General features: G+C 66.3%; 15 protein-coding genes. 1 reads left to right on the top strand and 14 read right to left on the bottom strand.

Annotation, left to right across the window (positions count from 1 at the left end; all coding sequences use genetic code 11):
• Positions 1-5 precede the first annotated feature (5 nt).
• From ABNP31_RS11925 to ABNP31_RS11890, 8 genes are all read right to left on the bottom strand, one after another.
• Positions 6-680, bottom strand: a complete 675-nt coding sequence (locus tag ABNP31_RS11925) for an urease accessory protein UreF (protein WP_075045400.1) — start codon at positions 678-680, stop codon at positions 6-8.
• Complete coding sequence (locus ABNP31_RS11920; RefSeq protein ID WP_025339423.1) at positions 680-1225, bottom strand: HupE/UreJ family protein; 546 nt, start codon at positions 1223-1225, stop codon at positions 680-682. The genes ABNP31_RS11925 and ABNP31_RS11920 overlap by 1 nt, the downstream gene beginning before the upstream one ends.
• 17 nt (positions 1226-1242) lie before the next feature.
• The gene (ureE, locus tag ABNP31_RS11915; RefSeq protein WP_238066160.1) at positions 1243-1740 is read right to left on the bottom strand and encodes an urease accessory protein UreE; all 498 of its coding nucleotides are present in this window, start codon (positions 1738-1740) and stop codon (positions 1243-1245) included.
• Positions 1741-1750: 10 nt separating this feature from the next.
• On the bottom strand, positions 1751-3454 hold the full coding sequence (ureC, locus tag ABNP31_RS11910) for an urease subunit alpha (RefSeq protein ID WP_350013350.1): 1704 nt from the start codon (positions 3452-3454) through the stop codon (positions 1751-1753).
• A complete protein-coding gene (locus ABNP31_RS11905) occupies positions 3451-3768 on the bottom strand; it encodes an urease subunit beta (protein WP_015270155.1) in 318 nt (105 codons plus the stop codon). The genes ureC and ABNP31_RS11905 overlap by 4 nt, the downstream gene beginning before the upstream one ends.
• 19 nt (positions 3769-3787) lie before the next feature.
• Positions 3788-4090: an urease subunit gamma gene (locus ABNP31_RS11900; protein WP_003256923.1), complete on the bottom strand. Its 303-nt coding sequence runs from the start codon at positions 4088-4090 to the stop codon at positions 3788-3790.
• Between the two features lie 9 nt (positions 4091-4099).
• Positions 4100-4933: an urease accessory protein UreD gene (locus tag ABNP31_RS11895; RefSeq protein ID WP_350013349.1), complete on the bottom strand. Its 834-nt coding sequence runs from the start codon at positions 4931-4933 to the stop codon at positions 4100-4102.
• Positions 4934-5328: 395 nt separating this feature from the next.
• Positions 5329-6243, bottom strand: a complete 915-nt coding sequence (locus tag ABNP31_RS11890; RefSeq protein ID WP_350013348.1) for a site-specific integrase — start codon at positions 6241-6243, stop codon at positions 5329-5331.
• A 214-nt stretch (positions 6244-6457) separates the two neighbouring features.
• Between ABNP31_RS11890 and ABNP31_RS11885 the strand changes: the two genes are divergently transcribed.
• Complete coding sequence (locus ABNP31_RS11885; RefSeq protein WP_350013347.1) at positions 6458-7639, top strand: NnrS family protein; 1182 nt, start codon at positions 6458-6460, stop codon at positions 7637-7639.
• A gap of 28 nt (positions 7640-7667) precedes the next feature.
• Here ABNP31_RS11885 and ABNP31_RS11880 read toward each other — a convergent pair whose 3' ends face one another.
• From ABNP31_RS11880 to ABNP31_RS11855, 6 genes are all read right to left on the bottom strand, one after another.
• Positions 7668-9929, bottom strand: a complete 2262-nt coding sequence (locus ABNP31_RS11880) for an ATP-dependent DNA helicase (protein ID WP_350013346.1) — start codon at positions 9927-9929, stop codon at positions 7668-7670.
• Complete coding sequence (locus ABNP31_RS11875; RefSeq protein WP_350013345.1) at positions 9926-11575, bottom strand: VRR-NUC domain-containing protein; 1650 nt, start codon at positions 11573-11575, stop codon at positions 9926-9928. Before ABNP31_RS11875 ends, ABNP31_RS11880 begins: the two co-directional genes overlap by 4 nt.
• A gap of 223 nt (positions 11576-11798) precedes the next feature.
• Complete coding sequence (locus tag ABNP31_RS11870; RefSeq protein WP_350013417.1) at positions 11799-13100, bottom strand: MFS transporter; 1302 nt, start codon at positions 13098-13100, stop codon at positions 11799-11801.
• A gap of 98 nt (positions 13101-13198) precedes the next feature.
• Complete coding sequence (locus ABNP31_RS11865; RefSeq protein WP_085663700.1) at positions 13199-14416, bottom strand: fumarylacetoacetate hydrolase family protein; 1218 nt, start codon at positions 14414-14416, stop codon at positions 13199-13201.
• Positions 14417-14436: 20 nt separating this feature from the next.
• Positions 14437-15495, bottom strand: coding sequence for an Ldh family oxidoreductase (locus tag ABNP31_RS11860; RefSeq protein ID WP_350013344.1), 1059 nt, complete (start codon positions 15493-15495; stop codon positions 14437-14439).
• Positions 15496-15529: 34 nt separating this feature from the next.
• Positions 15530-17071 carry a UxaA family hydrolase gene (locus ABNP31_RS11855; RefSeq protein ID WP_238066156.1) on the bottom strand — a complete coding sequence of 514 codons (1542 nt, stop codon included), beginning with the start codon at positions 17069-17071 and terminating at the stop codon, positions 15530-15532.
• Positions 17072-17383 lie beyond the last annotated feature (312 nt).

Below are 17383 nucleotides of genomic sequence, written 5' to 3'. Positions count from 1 at the left end.
AGTCCTCAGGAACGGAACAATCGGGTGTATTGGGTTTCGTGTCGCGATGAGGCAATGGCCAGCAACGGCAGGCCGCCGCCTAGCTGGTCATCACCCAGGCCCAGCGCCTGGTCGAGGGCCGCGGGCAGCCCCGCCCCCAGGTCGCGCAGCAAGGTCTGGGCAGCCTGCTGGCCGAACGGCACCAGCTTGACCCCGGCCATTACCGCGCCCTCCAGCCAGGCAAAACCATGGCCCAGGGCCAACTGGCGCAGTGGGATCGCCCAGTGCGCAGCCAGCCAGGCCATACCGCCCAGCTGGGTGAGTTCGAGGCTGGCCCGCCAGGCCGGTGCCTGGCCCAGTTGCCAGCCGTCCAGCAGCCGTGCCAGCGCCGCGCCGCGCTGCTGTTCTTCCAGGCGCAGCTCGGCGGTTTCGCGGTTGGCCAGCAGAAAGCGGCTCCAGTGGCCGAAGGCCTCGGCGTCCTCGGCCTGGCAGGCGTGGTACAGGCGCGCCAGCACCGGCCAGTCGAGGCAGGCCAGGGTGTCGTCGATCTGCTCGCGCTGCCAGGCAGCGAAACCATCCACGCCCCGTACCCAGCCCGCCTCGACCGCCCACTCCAGGCCTTGCGAGTAGGTGAAGCCACCCACCGGCAAGCCAGGGCTGGCCAGCTGCAGCAGGCGCAACAACGCCAGGTCGCTGTCCATCAACCGGCCAGTACCAGCGCGGCGCCGGCCAGCAGGCCACCGCCAAAGGCCTTCTGCAGGCCGCTATGCCTGCGCAACAGGCAACCGACCGCAAAGCCGGCCGCCAGCAACAGGCCGCTGACCGTGACGAAGCCGGCGCTGAACTGCCAGAACGCGCTTGGCGTGGCTTCCACGCCATGGGCCCAGCCATGGAACAGGGCGAACACCGGCATGGCCATGGCCAGCAGCAGTTGGCGGCTGGGCAGTAGCACGGCACCGGCAGCCACCAGCAGCGACACGGCAATCAGGGTTTCCATGCCCAGCACATCGCCGAACAGGTGGCCGCACACCGCGCCGCCGAACATCGCCGCCAGGGTTGCCAGGGGTAGCGTCAGGCTGCGCCGGGTCAACGCGGCGAGTACACCGGTGCCCAGCAGCATCAGCAGGTGGTCAAGACCGGTCAGCGGGTGCAGCAGGCCGTCCTGCAGCGGGTTGGCGTCGTGCCCGGGGTGGGCGAAGGCAGGCAGAGCCAGCATCAGCAGAAACAGGGCGAAAGTCTTTTTCATCGGTTGCTCCAGGCAGTTCAGGAATGGGCAGGCAGGCGCACGAACGGGTGATCGTGGCCGTGGGCATGGCTGTGGCTGTGCGGCGCGCTCTGGTAGGCGCCCGCTTCAGGCTCGAACGGCGCTTGTTCGGCCTCTACCGTCAGGCCCAGGCCACGCAACATGTCGTCCAGCACGTGGTCGTGCTGGAAGCGCAACAGGCCGGGTTCGATCTGCAGCGGTACATGGCGGTTGCCCAGGTGATAGGCCGCGCGGGCCAGCAGGTGCGGGTCGGCGCAGCGCACCGTGGACACCGCCTCGGGCGCCGCCAGCACACGGATCAGCTGGGTGCCCTCGGCATCGGCCAGCAGTTCGCCTCCGCGCAGCAGGTGGCCGCGTTCGAGCATCAGCCCGGCCTCGCGACCATCATCCAGGGTCACACGCAGGCGGCTCTTGATGCGGCTGTCCACGTCCAGGGTAACGGTGCCGGTTTCGCCCAGCTGGCCGGGCTCGGTGATACGGCGGGTCAAGACGATCATCGGTGCTCCTTCAGAATAGAAAATAACGCTGGGCCAGCGGCAGTTCGCGGGCCGGTTCGCAGACCAGCAGTTCGCCGTCGGCACGCACCTGGTAGGTCTGCGCATCGACCTCGATCAGCGGCTGCAAAGTGTTGTGGACCATGTCGGGCTTGCGCACCCGGCGGCAGCCGTGGGCCACGCCGATCAGGCTGCGCAGGTTCAACTCCTCGGCCAGGCCACGGTCCATCGCCGCCTGGGGCAGGAAGGTCATGCGCGTGGCATGCCGCGCCGCGCCCAGGGCGCCGAACATCGGGCGGTAATGCACCGGTTGCGGCGTGGGGATGGAACCGTTGATGTCACCCATGGGCGCGGTGACGATCATTCCGCCCTTGATCACCAGGGCCGGCTTGACCGCAAAGAACGCCGGCGCCCACAGCACCAGGTCGGCCAGCTTGCCGACTTCCACCGAGCCCACTTCGTGGCCGATGCCGTGGGTCAGGGCCGGGTTGATGGTGTACTTGGCGATGTAGCGCTTGACCCGGAAGTTGTCGCTGTAGCTGGTGTCCGGCGCCAGTGGCCCGCGGCGCAGTTTCATCTGGTGGGCCACCTGCCAGGTGCGCAGCACCACCTCGCCAACCCGGCCCATGGCCTGGGAGTCGGACGAAGTCATGGCAAAGGCGCCCATGTCGTGGAGAATGTCCTCGGCGGCGATGGTTTCGCGGCGGATGCGCGACTCGGCAAAGGCCACGTCTTCGGCGATGCTCGGGTCCAGGTGGTGGCAGACCATGAGCATGTCCAGGTGCTCGTCCACGGTGTTGACCGTGTACGGCAGGGTCGGGTTGGTCGAGGACGGCAACACGTTGGCCTGCCCTGCCGCGCGGATGATGTCCGGGGCGTGACCGCCACCAGCACCCTCGGTGTGGAAGGTGTGGATGGTGCGGTCGCCGATCGCCGACAGGGTGTCTTCGATGCAGCCGGACTCGTTGAGGGTGTCGGTGTGGATCGCCACCTGGATGTCCATTTCCTCGGCCACGCCCAGGCAGCAGTCGATGGCTGCTGGTGTCGAACCCCAGTCTTCGTGCAGCTTGAGGCCCACGGCGCCGGCCGCGATCTGCTCGCGCAGCGCTTCCGGCCGCGAGGCGTTGCCCTTGCCCAGCAAGCCGATGTTGATCGGCAGGCTGTCGGCAGCCTGGAGCATGCGCGCCAGGTACCAGGGGCCGGGCGTGCAGGTGGTGGCGTTGGTGCCGGTGGCTGGCCCGGTACCGCCGCCGATGAAGGTGGTGACACCGCTGTTCAGCGCCTCGTCCACCTGTTGCGGGCAGATGAAGTGGATGTGCGAGTCGACACCACCGGCGGTGACGATCTTGCCCTCGGCCGCGATCACCTCGGTGCCGGGGCCCACTGGCACGTTCACGCCCGGCTGCACATCGGGGTTGCCAGCCTTGCCGATCACCGCGATACGCCCGTGCTTGATACCGATATCGGCCTTGACGATGCCCCAGTGGTCGATGATCAGGGCATTGGTCAGTACCAGGTCCATGGCTTCGGCAGCCAGCATCTGGCCCTGCCCCATGCCATCGCGGATGACCTTGCCGCCACCGAACTTCACCTCTTCGCCATAGATGGTGAAGTCGTGCTCCACCTCGACCCACAGCGCGGTGTCGGCCAGGCGCAAGCGGTCGCCCACGGTGGGGCCGAACATGTCGGCATAGGCCTGGCGGGAAATGCGGCTCATGCCCTGCCCTCCAGCGCGCCCATCACCTTGCCCTGGAAGCCGTAGACCTCGCGCTTGCCGGCGTATGCCACCAGTTGCACGGTACGCGCCTGGCCAGGCTCGAAGCGCACGGCGGTACCCGCGGGGATGTCCAGCCGAAAGCCCAGCGTAGGCGCGCGCTCGAACACCAGCGCCTCGTTGACTTCGTAAAAGTGGTAGTGCGAGCCGACCTGCACCGGGCGGTCGCCATGGTTGGCCACGCTGACGCTGACTGTCGCGCGGCCGCTGTTCAGCTCGATGTCGCCGGCGGCGACCTGGATTTCACCTGGGATCATGCGGGGCTCCTGGGCAACTTCAAACGATGGGGTCATGCACGGTCACCAGCTTGGTGCCATCCGGGAAGGTCGCTTCGACCTGCACGTCGTGGAGCATTTCGGCGATGCCAGGCATTACCTGCTCGCGGCTCAATACTTCGCGCCCCAGGCTCATCAGCTCGGCGACGGTGCGGCCATCACGGGCGCCTTCGAGCACGGCGGCACTGATCAACGCCACCGCTTCCGGGTAGTTGAGTTTCAGGCCACGGGCCAGGCGCCGCTCCGCCAGCAGCGCGGCGGTGAACAGCAGCAGTTTGTCTTTCTCTCTCGGGGTCAGCTCCATGGCGCTCTCTCAGGTGGCCCAGATACGCGGTGGGCAGGCCGGCAGGCCGAGGACGGCCGGGCGCAGCACATGCCACAGGCGTTGCAGGGTGCGTTGCAGGTGTTGGTTGTCATGGTCGAGCACGCGGATCACCAGCAACGACCCGAGCAGGGTCGCGCCGGCCGGGTTGGCCATCTCGTCGAGCAGCGGGCGCACCAGATCCAGCACAGCCTGGTCGGCGGGTGCGGCGCAGAAGGTGGCCAGCAGCGGATGCCCGCCAAGCTTGCTCAGGCGCCCGCCTTCGACGCGCAGGCGCTCGTGCAGGCCCACTTCGTCGGGCAGTTCGATGTGCAGGCGGCTGTCGAGGGCACCCTGCTCGAAACGCTCGTTCATCACCGGGCGCCCCAGGCACAGGGTTTCCCAGGCCAGCAGGCGCGCCCCCGGTTCGAGGGTGAAACGGCTGTCGAGGCTGGCGCGGGCACCGGAGAAGAAGATGCTGTCCTGCGGCAGCCACTCCAGGGTGCTGTCGGCGGCCAGGTGAAAACGCTGGACCAGCCGCGCGGTCGGGCCGATGCTGCGGTAGAACTTGCTGGCGCCGGGCATGGTCAGCAGCGCGTGGCTACCCGGCTCCAGCTGGATATCCAGCTCCAGGCGGTCGCCGGCGACGATCCCACCGGGTGGGTGCAGCACGTAGACATGGCACGGCGCACCTTCCGGATAGAACGGTCGTTGCACCAAAAGAGGTCCGAAATGCCGCCACGCACCAAGGCGGGTCACCTCGTCACGCCTGACGAAACGCAACTGCAGGTGAGCGCTCCAGCCGGCATCGTCTTGTTGTTGTTCGATCTGCTCCGCGAGCGACATCCTGCGGCCCCTGAAATCCGTGGCCTGCTGGCCGTTTAGAGGGGCAGGCACGCACGGCTACGGCGCGCGCGGCCTGACCACTCGATCAAATTCGCAGGCTGGATATAGCAGGTTGCGGGCCAACTCCGCAGGTGAACGAAGATGAAACTTTTGCCCAAGCCGCTCTGGCATCGGGCATACGGGGGGATGGCGCACAAGGCGGGGGCGTGCTTTGGCCCTGTTTCGGTGCCAGCCCATCTCAAGGCAAAAATTACCCGATGCTGCGACACGGCCTCTGTGGGAGCGGGTTTACCCGCGAAGAATCCAACCCAGTGCATGGCACGGGCTTCGCCCGTGTTCGCGGGTGAACCCGCTCCCACAGGGTTCGAGCAAGCCCTTCATACGGCGACAAGGCGTCAGTAATCGAAGCGGTCCACCGCACGCCGGCGTTCGTTGTCATCACGCCGGTCATAGATGGCGGTGGTCTGGATATTGGCGTGATGCGCCAGCTTCTGCGCAATGGACAGGTCGTGCTCTTCGATCACCCGGGTGATGAACGCCCGGCGGAAATCGTGCGGCATGATCTTCACGCCCACCTGCGCACCACGCTGGCGGGCGATGTAGTAAATGGCATGCTTGGTGATGCGCGCCCGGGTGATATGGCTGCCACGGCGGATGCGGTTGAACAGGAACGGGTCGTCTTCGGCCCCTGCCGGCAACTCCTGACGGCGCAGGTCCAGCCACGCCTGCAACTTCTCGAACGCCCATGGCGGGGCGTACTTGATCAGCTGGCGATTGCCCTTGCCCAGCACCTGCAGGCTGCGCGCCTCGAAGTCAACCTGGGCCAGGTCGATGTCCACCGATTCCGACTTGCGCATGCCGGTGCCGTACAGCAAGGCGATGATCGCCGCGTCACGCACACCCTGCGGCCGTGGGTCGGCCGCGCACACATCCATCAGCTCGCGAATCAGGCTGCGGCGCAGGTTGCGCCCCGGTGGCAGGCGGCTGCCGGTGGCCGGTTTGACCTCGCGGATGCGCAACAACTGCTCGTGATCGATCAGGCCCTGGCGCCAGGCTTCGTTCATCACACCGCGGATGGCGTTGACGTACAGCGACGAGCTGTTGGGTGCGTAACCGTCGGCACGCAGCGCCGCCACCAGGGCGATCACATGGCCGGGCTCGAGCCGATGCCAGGGCACATCGACGATATTGCAGTCGACAAACCCCAGCCGGTCGGCAGCGTCCTGAAGGATGTAGCGCATGGTTTGCTGGCTGGATGGGGCCAGGCGGGCCATGTACTGCAGCAGTGGATTTTTCGAGAGGTCGGACAAAACGTGAATCCTGTAGCGAAGCGTTGGCCAGCGGCGAACCGGCCAGACCCTGAAGCAAGTCAATACGACATACAAGCAGGTCCAAATAACAGCAGAAAACGCATGTCATTCGGACCCGGAGAGGTGCCATCACCTTGATATACAAGGGGTTCGGAGCTGGCACGGATCGTGATCTTACCCCAATTGAGCCTACTGAACGAACGAAGGTCCGCCCATGCTTGTGCAGCCGATCGATTCACGCCCACGCCAGGCCGTCTGGGGCCTGGGTTTCCGCCCATTCTTCCTGGGTGGCAGTTTGTTTGCGCTACTCGCCTTGCTGTTGTGGGCCGGCGTACTGGCCGGGGTGCTGGAGCCAACGCCCCCCGGCGGCATGCTCGCCTGGCACCGCCACGAGATGCTCTATGGCTTCACTGCCGCCATCATCGCCGGCTTCCTGCTGACCGCCGTGCAGAACTGGAGCGGCACCCCAGGCTTGAGCGGGCGTGCGCTGCAGGGTTTGTTCCTGCTTTGGCTGCTAGGCCGGGCAAGCTGGTTCCTGCCATTACCGGGCAGCTTGCTGGTTGTGATCGAGGGCAGCTTTCTGCCACTGGTGGCACTGGCCCTGGCGCGGCCGATCGTGCAACGGCGCTTGCGTAACAACTACCCGATCGTCGGCCTGGTGCTGTTGATCGCCGCCTGCCAGTGGCTGACCCTGGTCGGCTGGCTGCGCCAGGAGGAACTGTGGCAGCGCCGCGGGGTGTTTGCCGGGTTGTGGCTGGTAGCCGCGATGATGAGCGTGCTTGGCGGGCGGGTGATCCCGTTCTTCACCCGACGCGGCCTGGGCAACATGGCCCCGTCCCCTGCCCGCCCCTGGCTGGACCGGGCCTGCCTGCTGCTGAGCGTGGCGGTACCGCTGGCCTTCGCCTCGGGCTTGGCCGATACGCCACGTATCGGCCTGGCCGCGCTGTTCGGCGCCTTGTTCGCCCTGCATACCGCCCGCCTGGCCTTGTGGCATGACCGTGGCTTGTGGCGGGTGCCCCTGCTGTGGTCGCTGCACCTGGCCTATGCCTGGATTGCCATTGCCTGCCTGGGCATGGCGCTGTGGCATGCCGGGGTGGCACTGAGCCCGAGCCTGGTGACCCACGCACTGACCGTGGGCGCCATGAGCGGCTTGATCCTGGCGATGATGGCACGGGTCAGCCTGGGCCACACCGGCAGGCCGCTGCAGGTGCCGACCAGCATTGCCTGGGCCTTTGCCTTGATACAACTGGCGACGCTGGCGCGGGTGGTGCTGCCGCTGTTCACGCCGCTGGGGGTGAGCCTTTCAGTAGTGTGCTGGAGCCTGGCGCTGCTGCTGTTCCTGCAACATTACCTGCCCATCTTGCTGCGGCCACGGGCTGACGGTATGCCTGGCTAGCCTTGATGCCCAGATTGCCGAGGCCGCGTTAACCTCCCGGCGCTGGCCACCACCCCGGGAACATCTGCTGCACCCGGGGTTCGGCGAAGCGCTCGTCGATCAAGATCAGAACGCCACGGTCCTGGTCGCCCCGGATGACCCGGCCTGCCGCCTGGATGACCTTGCGCACGCCTGGGTAGAGATAGGCGTAATCGAACCCCGCACCAAACTGCCGCCCCAGGCGCTGCTTGAACTGCTCGTTGACCGGGTTGACCTGGGGTAGCCCGAGGGTGGCGACAAACGCGCCGATCAGCCGTGTGCCTGGCAAGTCCACCCCCTCCCCGAATGCACCACCCAGCACCGCAAAACCCACCCCACGGCCATCCGCTACAAAACGGTCGAGAAAGCCTTGGCGAGCCGCTTCGTCCATGCCCGGTTCCTGGGCCCACATGGGTATCTGTGCATGCCGCTCGGCCAGCAGCCCGGCCACCTGTTGCAGGTACTCGAAACTGCTGAAGAACGCCAGGTAGTTGCCCGGCATGCGCTCATATTGCCGGGCGATCAGCTCGACGATCGGCGCCAGCGAAGCCTGGCGTTGCTGGTAACGGGTGGATACCTGGCTGGCGATGTGCACTTCCAGCTGTTCGGCGCGAAACGGCGCGGCCACTTCCAGCCAGGCGGTATCGGCCGGCATGCCCAGGAGGTCGCTGTAGAAGTGCCGTGGGCTCAGGGTGGCGGAAAACAGCGTCACGCTGTGCGCCGCCTGCATGCGTGGGCCCAACAGGCGCGCCGGGGTGACATTGCGCAGGCACAGGGTGGCCAGCCGCCGCTTGCGCGGGCCCTGGCGCTGGCTGATGTCGAACAGGAAGTGCTCGTCGAACAGCTCGGCAACCCGGCTGAACTGCAACGCCTGGTAGAAGAACTGCAGCACCTGCGGGTCCATTTGCGCAGGCGTCTGGTTCATTTGTTCCTGGATCAGCCCGATGCATTGCTGCAGGGCGCGCAGCAAAGCGTCCGGCAGCGACTCGCTGGCCTGGTACGGCGCACGCTGCTCCTTGTAGAGGGCATTCCACTGCCGGTTCAGCCGGTCCAGCGCACTGACCAGCCCGGGCGGTTTGCTCTGGCGCAGGGCCTGCAACTGGCCCTGGTCGAGGCTGGCGCTGTACATGCCGCGGCCGCGCTCGACCAGGTTGTGCGCCTCGTCCACCAGCACCGCGACCCGCCACTGGTTGGCCTGGGTCAGGCCGAACAACAAGGCATGGGCATCGAAGTAGTAGTTGTAGTCCGCCACCAGCACGTCTACCCAGCACGCCATCTCCTGGCCCAGGTAATACGGGCATACCTGGTGCGCCAGGGCCACTTCGCGCAGTTGGGCGCGGTCGAGCAAGGGCAACGCTGCCGCTGCCTGCCGCGCGGCCGGCAGGCGGTCGTAGAAGCCTGCGGCCAAGGGGCAGGATTCGCCATGACAGGCCTTGTCGGGGTGCTCGCAGGCTTTGTCGCGGGCGATCAGCTCCAGCGTGCGCAAGGCCGGCTGCGGCGTGGCATCGGTGATCTGGCGCATGGCATCCAGGGCCAGGGCCCGGCCCGGGGTCTTGGCGGTGAGAAAGAAAAGCTTGTCCAGCTGCTGCGGCACCATGGCCTTGAGCAGAGGGAACAAGGTACCGAGGGTCTTGCCAATTCCGGTGCTGGCCTGGGCCATCAGGCAACGGCCGGTACTCACGGCCTTGTACAGGGTTTCCGCCAGTTGTCGCTGGCCCTGGCGGAACGCCGGATAGGGGAAGCCCAGTGCTTGCAGGCCCCGGTTACGCTCGGCCAGGCGCTGCTCCTGCCCTTGTGCCCAAGCCAGAAAGCGTTGGCACTGAGTTTCGAAGAAGGCCTGCAATTCGGCAGCCGTGCAGTGTTCACTGATCAGCGTCTGGCCATCGCTGTCCACGTCCAGGTAAACCAGCGCTACCTCGATGGCCGGCAGTTGCCGTGCCTGGCACATCAACCAGCCGTAGACCTTGGCCTGCGCCCAGTGCAACTGGCGATGGTTGGCCGGCTGGCGCGACAGGTCGCCACGGTGGGTCTTGATCTCTTCCAGGCGGTTGCAGACGAGGTCGTAACCGTCGGCACGGCCACGCACTTTCAGGGTATCGAACTGGCCTTCGAGGGCAATTTCCGACTCGTAGCCCGCAGCGCGTCGCGCCACCACCCGCCGATGCCCCTCGATCCCCTCCTGGGCGGTAGGTGATGGCGTGAAGCGCAGGTCCAGGTCGCCGACCTTGGCGCTGAATTCACACAAGGCGCGTACCGCCACGCTGTAGCTCACGGTGTTTCGCTCCAGCGCACGTGGCACACCGCGACAGGCAGGCCGTGGGCCCGGCAGAACTCCAGCCAGCGCAGCTGGTTGTCCTGCAGGCGGTCGCCAGGGCCCTTGACCTCGACCATGCGGTAGCGACCTTGCTCGGGCCAGAACTGGATCAGGTCGGGCATGCCGGCGCGGTTGTTGCGGATGTCCTGCAGCAGGCGCAGGAAGCACTGTTTCAAATGGGCCGCCGGCAGGCAGGCCAAGGCTTGCTCGAGCAATGCTTCACTGAGCACGGACCAGAACACGAACGGCGACTGCAGCCCTTGCTTGGCGGCGTAGCAGTCGAGAATCGCCCGGTGATGGCTGCCATCGTCCAGCCGCCCCAGGCAACGTTCGAACAGAGCACTGCGGCGTTGCTGGAAGTCGCCGTCGTGCAGGTCCTGCGGGGCGGCCTGGAACGGGTTGAAGAACGCGCCAGGCACCGGGGCGAAGATCGCCTCCCAGCACAGCAGGCCGAACAGGCTGTTGAACAGCGTGTTCTCCACGTAATGCACCGGCCCACCGGCTTCGGCCAGGTGCTGGCGTACCGCCTCCTCCACACCCAGCGCTGCCAGTTCCCGGGGCAGCTCCAGCTCGATCAGCTCCAGGGGCGCGACACGCTGGCGCCGCTGTGGCGGGCCACCGAGCTTGCGTGCCAGGCGTGGCAACATGCGCTCCAGCGCCTGCACTTCCAGGGCGTTGGCCGGCGCCGCCGCCAGTTGCAGCGCCAGTGCATGGGCCTGGTGCCACTGTTCGCTGCGCTCCAGCACCCGCACCTGGCGGATGCGCGCCTGGGCATGGCTGCACTGCGTGTACACAGCCATGGCTTGCGCCCAGTCGCCCAGGCGCTCGCATTGCTGGCCCAGGGCGAATTGCAGGCGCGCATGGCGCCGGGCCAGCCATGGGTTGTCGCTGTGCAGGCCCTGCATGGCTGCCAGGATCGACAGCGGGTCGTCGCCCTGCTCCAGGCGCTCGGCGCACTGGTGCAAGGCCATGGCCAGGTCGACTTCGGCGCGTTGCTGCAGGGCACGCGAATCGGTGCTGAACGGCACCTGTTCGTAGCGCAACAACCCGAGGTCGGCGAGGACGAAGTCCGACCAGTCCTGGTACAGGTTGCCGAAGAACAGCAGGCGCATGCGGTCGCACAAGGGTTGCAGGCACCACTGGAGGATGCGCACGCCACTGTCCGGGAACCACTCGGCCAATGAACGGGCTTGCAGGCCCAGGGGTTGCAGCTGTGCAAGCAGGTCATGCTTGGCGGCGCGAGGGCGGCTCAGCTGCGGGGCAAAACAACGGGCAAGTTCGTCCTTGCGCAGCAGGGCGAATAGTTGCTGCAGTTCCAGTTGCGCGGGCTCCCGTACCCAGCCGAGGGCCAGCAGCGGCTGCAGGGCCTGCCAGGTATCGCCGATTTCGGCATAGTCGAGCCGATCGCTGCGAAACAGCTCGCCCTTGCGCATGACCATGCGCACCATCAGGGCCTGTGCCGGGGCGTCCAGTTGGCTGAAGGTGCGGATGAAAGCGAGTTCCTGATCGTCGAGCAGGTCTTCGTAGCGCTGTTCGACCCACAGCAGCACCTGGCGGAAATTGTGCAGGTAGTAGAACGGGTCGTCGACGGAATGGGCGATCACGGGCTGGGGGTCAGGCGGCTGGAATGGATACTGGTTATACATACAGACCAGTATACCTGGCAAGTGCCGTGGGTCATCTCGGTGGCGCTGTCTGTAGGAGCGGCCTTGTGTCGCGATGGGCTGCGGAGCAGCCCCGGGATTTTGAAGCCAACGCCGAAATCGCCGGGGCTGCTGCGCAGCCCATCGCGACACAAGGCCGCTCCTACAGGCGACGGCGCAAAGGTTACTCAGTCGCGGCAACCATCTCCGCCGCCTTGACCTTGGCACTGCCAATCGGTGCCTGCAGCAGCAGGAAGTAGGCCACCGCCGAACACAGCGCCACTACCGCACTGATCATGAACGCCGTGGTGAACGAGCCCGAGTACTGGATGCTGAAGCCGGTGACGATCGGTGCCACCGAGCCGGCAATGTAGCCGCCGAAGTTCTGGATCGAGCCAAACGAGGCCACGCGCTGGCTGTCGACGATGGTGTTGACGATCATCCAGGCAGTGGCACTGGCCATGTTGATGCTGAACAGCGCCAGGCACAGCAGGACGATGCAACCGGTCAGGCCGGTGACGAACGACAGCGGCAGGGTGAACAGCGCCGCCAGCACCAGCCCGGTGATGACGCTGAACTTGCGGCTGGCCAGCACGCTCATGCCGCGCTTCACCAGTAAGTCGCAGAAGCGCCCGGCAACGATCGTGCCCGCTGCGCCAAAGCCATAGGCCAGCGAGACTACCCAGGCGGTCTTGTACAGGTCCAGGCCGTGCTCACGCTCGAAGTAGCCAGGCAGCCAGGTCAGGTGCAGCCAGAGCATGTAGATCACGCCCATGAAGCCCAGCACCGCACCCCAGGTACTGCGGTGCTTGAACAGGTCGAGCCAGCCGGCGAAGTACGAGGCCTTCGGCGCTTGTGCAGTGGCTGCCGGCACCTGCTGCCCACTCGGCAACGGCTTGCCCTCGGCAGCAAGCTCCGCCAGGTAGCGGGCCTTGCTTTTGTAGAAGGTCAGCCAGCATAGCGCCAGCACCACGCCGATCACGCCGGTGATGATGAACATGCCGCGCCAGCCGAAGTTGACCATGAACAGCGTCAGCAAGGGTGGCGCCAGGCACGGGCCGAGGCAGGTCGAGGACCAGACCACGCCGGTCGGGGTGCCGCGTTCGTTGGCATCGAACCACTCCGACAGGGCCTTGGCCGCCGACGGGAACATCGGCGCCTCGCCAATCCCCAGCAGCACCCGCAGGCCCATGAAGCCGGCAAAGCTGTTGACCATGCCGAACGCTGCCTGGGCCACCGACCAGCCCAGCAGCGAGGCACCAAGGGCGATCTTGCTGCCCAGGCGGTCGATGATCATGCCCATCGGCAGCTGGGCAAAGGCATAGGCAATGGAGAACGCCGACAACAGGATGCCCATCTGCGACGGGCTGATCATCATGTCTTTCTGGATCGAGGTGTTGGCGATCGACAACGCACTACGGTCCAGGTAGTTGACGATGCCGATCAACAGCAGGAACACGACGGTGACGCGTTGGTACTTCTTCATAGGGTTCATGTGATGACCTTTATTATTATTGTTGCCGCGCTGTCAGCGCCTTGGCGATCCTTCGTTCATGCTGCGCCCTCCCTGACGCAGCGCGCCGCTCAAGGCTGGCGCGCGGTGGTTGCAACGTCCAGCAGCCCGCGCCGGCCGAGGCTGTCGATCAGCGCACGCAGGCCAAAGTGCCATTGCGGTGCCAGGTCGCTGGTGGTCACGCGGTTGCACAGGGTACCCAGTTGCGGGTTGCTGATGCTCACCACATCGCCCGGCTTGTGGGTGAAGCCGTTGCCCGGTTGGTCGCGGTCCTGCTTGGGGGCGAACAAGGTACCCAGGAACAGCACCAGACCGTCGGGGTACTGATGGTTCTCGTTGAGGGTTTGCTGCACCAGGTCCTGCGGGTCGCGGCTGATCTGGCGCATGGAGCTGCGGCCGGCGAGGATGAAACCGTCTTCGCCAACCACCTGCAAGTCCACCTCGGCGGCGCGCACGTCGTCCAGGCCGAAGCTTTCGTCGAACAGGCGCAGCAGCGGGCCAAGCGCGGTGGAGGCATTGTTGTCCTTGGCTTTTGACAGCAGCAAGGCGCTACGGCCTTCGAAATCGCGCAGGTTGACGTCGTTGCCGAGCATCGCGCCCTTGATGCGACCATCACTCGACACCGCCAGCACCACTTCCGGCTCGGGGTTGTTCCAGCTCGACTTGGGGTGGATGCCGATGTCGGCGCCATGGCCGACCGCCGACAGCGGCTGGGCCTTGGTGAACACCTCGGCATCCGGGCCAATACCCACTTCCAGGTACTGCGACCACAGGCCCTGCTCCACCAGCACCTTGCGCAGCGCTTCGGCCTGGGCCGAGCCCGGCACGATCTGCGACAGGTCGGCGCCGATGCGGCTGGCCAGGGTGTCGCGGATGGCATCGGCCTTGGCCGGGTCGCCCTTGGCCTGCTCTTCGACCACGCGCTCCAGCAGGCTGGTGGCGAAGGTCACGCCAGCGGCCTTCACCGCCTGCAGGTCGATGGGTGCCAGCAGCCATGGCTGGCGTGGGTCGCGCAGGGCCGGGTCGCTGTTGCCAAGCAACGCTGGCAGCCCGATCAGCGGCTCGGCCAGCGGCAGGCTGCGCAGGTAGGCCACCGGGTCGGCCACTTCCAGCAGGGCCGAGACGGTGGCTACATGGGCGCTGATATCGTGCACGGCGCCGGCCTTCACCAGCACCACCGCAGGGCCCTGCTCCGGCAGCCAGACCCGCCCTACCCAACTGCCGCTGTCGAACGCGCTGGCATCGTGATTCAGAGGCAGCGGTCGCTTGCCGTTCGCTCGATCAGTCATCTGTGTACCCTTACTGTCATTCATTGGGAAAGTGCCGGCAGTTGCAGCTGCCCGGCCAGGCGGTCAAGGTCGGCCACCAGCTGTGACGAAAGGCTTGCGCCCTGCTCCAGGGCCTGGCGGCGTAGGGCAAGGCCAGCCTGCCCAGGCAGGCGCACCGGGCGCTCGGGGTCGAGTGGCCGGCTGGCCAGGACCAGCTGGCCGAGGAAGCTGGTTTCGTCGGTGAACGCTTGCAGGCCGCCGAAGAAACGCGGGTCGATGACCACGGCGGTGGCCGAGGCCCCCCACTGGTCTGGTGCATCCTTGCGGCCATGGCCGGCCAGCCCCGAGGTCAGGGCCTCGACCAGCAGCGCCAGGGCGAAACCTTTGTGGCCAAAAGCCTGGCCACCCAAGGGCAGGATGCTGCCTTGCGGGCTGGTGAAGAAGTCGCGCGGGTCGTCGCTCAGTTGCCCGTCATTGCTCACCAGCACCGGGTGCGGCAGGCGGCTGCCGGCATCGCGACACTGGCCGACCAGGCCGAGGGTGACGGTGGACATGCTGACGTCCAGCAGAATCGGCTCGCCCTGGGTCGGGATGCCCGCGGCAATCGGGTTGGGGGTGTACACCGGGTCGGCGCCACCATGGGCGCAGACCAGCCCTACCGATGGGTCCGAGGAATACAGCATGGCTACCAGGCCCTGGTCGGTGTAGGGCTTGAGGTAGGCTGCCAGGCAGCCGATATGCGCGGCACGGCGCACCACGGCGATACCGATACCCTGCGAAGTGGCGCCCTTTGCCGCGCAGTCCAGGGCACGGCTGACGCAGTACGGCCCCAACACGTAGTGGCCATCGAACAGGCTGGAAATGCCACTGTCCGATACCTGCTCCAGTGCCTGCGCGCGGGCCTTGACCTGGCCGCCGAGCATGCCGTCGATGTAGCGGCTGACCAGGTTCAGGCCATGGGTGCGATGGCCCAGCAATTCGCCTTCGAGCAGTACCCGGGTCACTACCTGGGCGACTTCGGCATCGGCGCCGGCCTTTTCGAACAGTCGCTCGACGAAGGTGGTCAGCGCTTGCACATTGTAATGTGTGGCTTGAGTCATTGCGGTTGCCTCGGAAATGGGACAGGGCTGGCGATCAGGTCACGGCACCGATCTGCCAGGGCACGAATTCGTTCTGCCCGTAGCCGTGCAGCTCACTCTTGCTGCGCTCACCGGAAGCGATGCGCAGCATCTGTTCGAAGATGAACGCGCCGCGTTCCTCGATGCTGGTGGAGCCGTCGGCGATGCCACCGCAATTGACGTCCATGTCTTCTTCCTGGTGCTCGAACACCCGGTTGTTGGTGGCCAGCTTGATCGACGGCGCCGGGGCGCAGCCGTAAGCCGAGCCACGGCCGGTGGTGAAGGCGATCAGGTTGGCCCCGCCAGCCACCTGGCCGGTGGCCGAAACCGGGTCGTAACCGGGGGTGTCCATGAACACCAGACCCTGGGCGCGCACCGCTTCCGCGTACTGGTACACATCGACCAGGTTGCTGGAACCGGCCTTGGCCACCGCACCGAGGGACTTCTCGAGGATGGTGGTCAGGCCCCCGGCCTTGTTGCCGGCCGAGGGGTTGTTGTTCAGTTCGGCGTTCATGCGCTGGCAGTAGTCTTCCCACCAGCGGATGCGGGCCACCAGCTTTTCGCCGACCTCGCGGCTGACCGCACGGCGGGTCAGCAGGTGCTCGGCACCGTAGATTTCCGGGGTCTCGGAGAGAATCGCGGTGCCACCGGCGGCCACCAGGCGGTCGACGGCATTGCCCAGCGCCGGGTTGGCGGTAATGCCGGAATAGCCATCGGAACCACCACATTGCAGGCCGACCACCAGGTGCCGCGCACTGACCGGCTGGCGCTGCACCTGGTTGGCCTCGGCCAGCAGCGCCTTGACCTGGTCGATACCGGCGGCGATGGTTTTGCTGGTGCCGCCGATACCCTGGATGGTGAAGGGGCGCAGCTGGGCGCTGGCCTGCAGGCCCTGGGTTTCCAGCAAGCTTTCGATCTGGTTGGTTTCGCAGCCCAGGCCGATGATCAGCACGGCAGCGAAATTGGGGTGTACGGCGTACCCGGCCAGGGTGCGACGCAACAGGCCCAAGGCTTCACCGCTGGGGTCCACCGCACAGCCGGCGCCGTGGGTCAGCGCTACCACGCCGTCGATGTTCGGGTAATCGGCCAGCACTTCAGGGTGGATGTCGCGGCGAAAATGGTCGGCCACAGCCCGAGCCACGGTCGCCGAGCAGTTCACCGAGGTGAGGATGCCGATGTAGTTGCGGGTGGCGACCCGGCCATCGGCGCGCACGATGCCCTGGAACTGCGCCTCGCGGCCGGGCTGGCTGCGGGTGTCGACACCGAAGGCGTAGTCACGGGCGAAATCGCCCATCTGCACATTGTGCACATGCACGTGTTCGCCGGCGTCGATGGCCTGCGAGGCAAAACCGATGATCTGCCCGTAACGGCGCAGGGGCTGGCCCTGCTCCACACGTTCGGTAGCGAGCTTGTGGCCCGAGGGGATCGGCTGGCGCACGGTAATCGCCTCGGCGTCCAGGCGCAGGCCTTGCGGCAGGGCCTGGCGGGCAATGAGCACGTTGTCCAGCGGGTTGAGGCGGATGACGGCAAGGTCACCGGACTTGGCAATCAGTTGCATGGGACCTCTCAGGGCGGTGCGGCTGGCTTCTTGTTATGGCTGCGACCACTGTAAGAAGCCTTGGGCAACATTCCCAATGAGATGATCCGATCGTGCGATAACCCTGGGTTATCAAAAGCCGGTCTAAGCGCGTGTTTATCAATCGCCTATGAAGACCATTTTTTGGCAGCTGCGCGGATCCTTGTAGGAGCGGCCTTGCGTCGCGAAAGGGCTGCAAAGCAGCCCCGGCAATTCGTGCTTCTGCGCTGAAACCCTGGGGCTGCTTCGCAGCCCTTTCGCGACGCAAGGCCGCTCCTACAGTTGACCGCGTAT

Source organism: Pseudomonas asiatica, from assembly GCF_040214835.1.
GTDB classification, from domain to species: domain Bacteria; phylum Pseudomonadota; class Gammaproteobacteria; order Pseudomonadales; family Pseudomonadaceae; genus Aquipseudomonas; species Aquipseudomonas putida_Z.
Note: the sequence above shows the minus strand (reverse complement) of the source record. Positions and strands in the feature narration are given on the sequence as shown.